Origin of the sequence: Streptomyces sp. NPDC097981 (assembly GCF_040302565.1) — a bacterium.
Lineage (GTDB): Bacteria > Actinomycetota > Actinomycetes > Streptomycetales > Streptomycetaceae > Streptomyces.
Window position 1 is genome coordinate 1 of the sequence record NZ_JBEORW010000160.1, and the last position, 2,476, is coordinate 2,476.

A 2,476-nucleotide genomic window follows, 5' to 3' on the forward strand; every position below is an offset into this window, starting at 1 on the left:
ACCGCAGACATCGCACGCGGTTAAGCGTCAAGCGGGATGGGTCTGATCAGCGGTCTGGAGTGGTGGGATGCCAGGCAAGATCGGGTGCGCCGTCGATGGTGGCGATGCTGGGTTCCTGCGAGCCGCCGAGAGCCGCGTGGCTCAGCAGCGCTGGCCTTCCGGCCTCCAGCGCGCAGACGATGTCGCGGAGCATCGAAGTCACCGAGGCCCACTGGGGAACGTCCAGGATCCAGGTCTCGTGGTCCCAGAGGAGTACCGCGCCATGGGTGTCACCGGGGCGCAGGTCGACGATCAGTCCGTCGCCGCCGGGGTTCAACGCGATCGGCATGAACTCCCGCTGGTAGCGGCTCTCGGGCTGGCCGTTCTCGTCGAACGAGTCGCCTTCCTGCTGTGCGACCAGCAGCCAGATGTCGTGGGTCTCCAGGGCCTCGTCTAGTGAGACCGGGGCGAACTCGTCCGGAATCCAGTAGCTCGCATTGACGTCGGGCAGCAGCCACCAGGCCCGCAGGTCGGCGGGCAGGGGCAGGCCGAGGTCTGCCTCGAACGCGTCGAGGCGGGCGGCATCCGGTGCTGGTCTCGCCGGGCCTCGTCGGGTGTGCGTAGTGAGCCAGGTGCCGATGCGGCTCCAGGAGTTCGGGACGTCGTGCTCAGCCGTTGTCATGGCGGGCAGTCTGCCTCACCGGGGTGTCAACGGCCGAAGCTGTGAGCAGTCTCAGCGAAGCGCGCGAAGCAGCTGGTCAAGCCGCGACTGCAGTGAGAGCTGGTGTGGGAAAGGCGGTGTTCTCGTCGAACCGTTCGTGGTGCTGGAGGCAGTGGTGCAGTTGTCCGAGCAGGCGGTTGAAGAGATGGCGTTGGGCGGCGGCGTGCCAGTCTCCGTGTTCGCGGCGGGCGCGGTAGTGGGCGCCGGCTCCGGGTGAGGCGGTGAGGGCTGAGAACGCCCAGAGATAGCCGACGTGGTTGAGGCGGTCGTTCTTGACCATGCGCCGGCCGATGTGGCTCTTCTTGCCGGAAGCGCGGGTGACCGGCGCGGCTCCGGCGTAGGCCTTGAGGCCGCGGGCGTCGGCGAAGCGGGTGCGGTCGTCGCCGACCTCGGCCAGGACGCGGGCGGACAGCTGGGTGCCCAGGCCCGGGAAGGACAGCAGGATCTCCGCGTCGGGGTGCTGGGGGAAGAGCTCCTCGACGGCCTGGGCGAGTTCCTCGGCGGCTTGGCAAGTGGCGTCCAGCTGGTGCAGGAGGGCGAGCATCTGCTTGCCGAGGGCGTCCTCGACGAGCTGGGGCTGGTGGGCGTACTCGGCGCGGAAGACCTCGCGCAGGCGGTCGGTCTCGGTGTTGAGCTTGCGGCTGCGGCCGGCGCGTCTGAGGGCGGCGGCGATCTGGCTGCGGGTCAGGCGGGCGGCGCGGGCCGGGGTGGGGGCGAGTTTGAGGAGTTCGCGGGCCTCGGGTCGGCAGAGGCCGTTCTGCCAGGGTCCGAATGCGTCGAGGGCGGCGGGGTAGTACTCGCGGAGCAAGGAGCGGAGCTGGTTGGAGATCTGCTGGCGGTTCCAAGTGGCGTCCTGCTGGGCTCGGGCCAGCACCGCGATCGCGCGGGCGAGGTCGGTGTCGGCGGGGAGCGGGCGGTGCATGGGCATGTCGGTGCGCAGGATGTTCGCCAGGATCAGGGCGTCGCCGGGGTCGGACTTCTTGCGGGAGACGCCGTGGCGGTCGCGGTAGCGGGCGGCGGCCATCGGATTGATCGCGAACACCTTGCGGCCCCCGGCGCGCAGGATGGCGACCAGCAGGCCGCGGCCGGTCTCGATGGCGACCGGGATCGGCTCCTCGGCTGTGTCGCCGTGTTCGGCGAGGAGGTCGAGCAGGAGCTGGTAGCCGGCCGCGTCGTCGGTGATGCGGCGCTTGGCCAGCAGCTGGCCGCTGTCGTTGACGAGGGCGACGTCGTGGGTCCGTTCGGCCCAGTCGATCCCACAGTAGATCATGCTTGTTCTCCCTGGTCAGGGCATGCTCGGGCACTGATCCGCGAGCGCATGTGGGGCCACTCAGCTCCCTAATTCCAGGCCTCGTCTCGGGCCGACATCGCACTAGTTGTTGCGTGGCACCAGCTCGCTCCGCGGGCCTCGGTCTGTGCCGGAGCTCAAGGCTCGGGCCTTTCGAGAGGTCACCGTGGAACGGGCTCGCACCGCCAACATCACCAACAAATGATCACCACCGCCCGCCGACGGTCAGAGGTATCAGGCGGCGCAACTCTGCGGTAGGGCGTCGAGCGCCGGGTCACAGCTATGCGTCCGCTTGGTGCCCCCGGCCGGCAGCGGGCGGCTGTGTGGTGGTGACCGTGGAGTTCCCGGGTGGCACCGATCTCACAGGAGGCCTCGGTGGCCGGGTCGTATGCAGGTGTCTCCCCGGCCCCATCACCACCACCTCTGCGGGCCTGGGTGGCGGCAACCGCTCTGCCTCTCACAGCCCGCTAATAAGGAATTAGGTCACA

Annotated in this window: 2 protein-coding genes; both read right to left on the bottom strand. The window is 69.3% G+C overall.

Annotation, left to right across the window (positions count from 1 at the left end; genetic code table 11):
• Positions 1 to 46 precede the first annotated feature (46 nt).
• A complete protein-coding gene (locus tag ABTY04_RS40750) occupies positions 47 to 661 on the bottom strand; it encodes an SMI1/KNR4 family protein (protein ID WP_352218478.1) in 615 nt (204 codons plus the stop codon).
• A 76-nt stretch (positions 662 to 737) separates the two neighbouring features.
• Positions 738 to 1,970, bottom strand: a complete 1,233-nt coding sequence (locus tag ABTY04_RS40755; protein ID WP_352218479.1) for an IS110 family RNA-guided transposase — start codon at positions 1,968 to 1,970, stop codon at positions 738 to 740.
• Between the last annotated feature and the right edge of the window lie 506 nt (positions 1,971 to 2,476).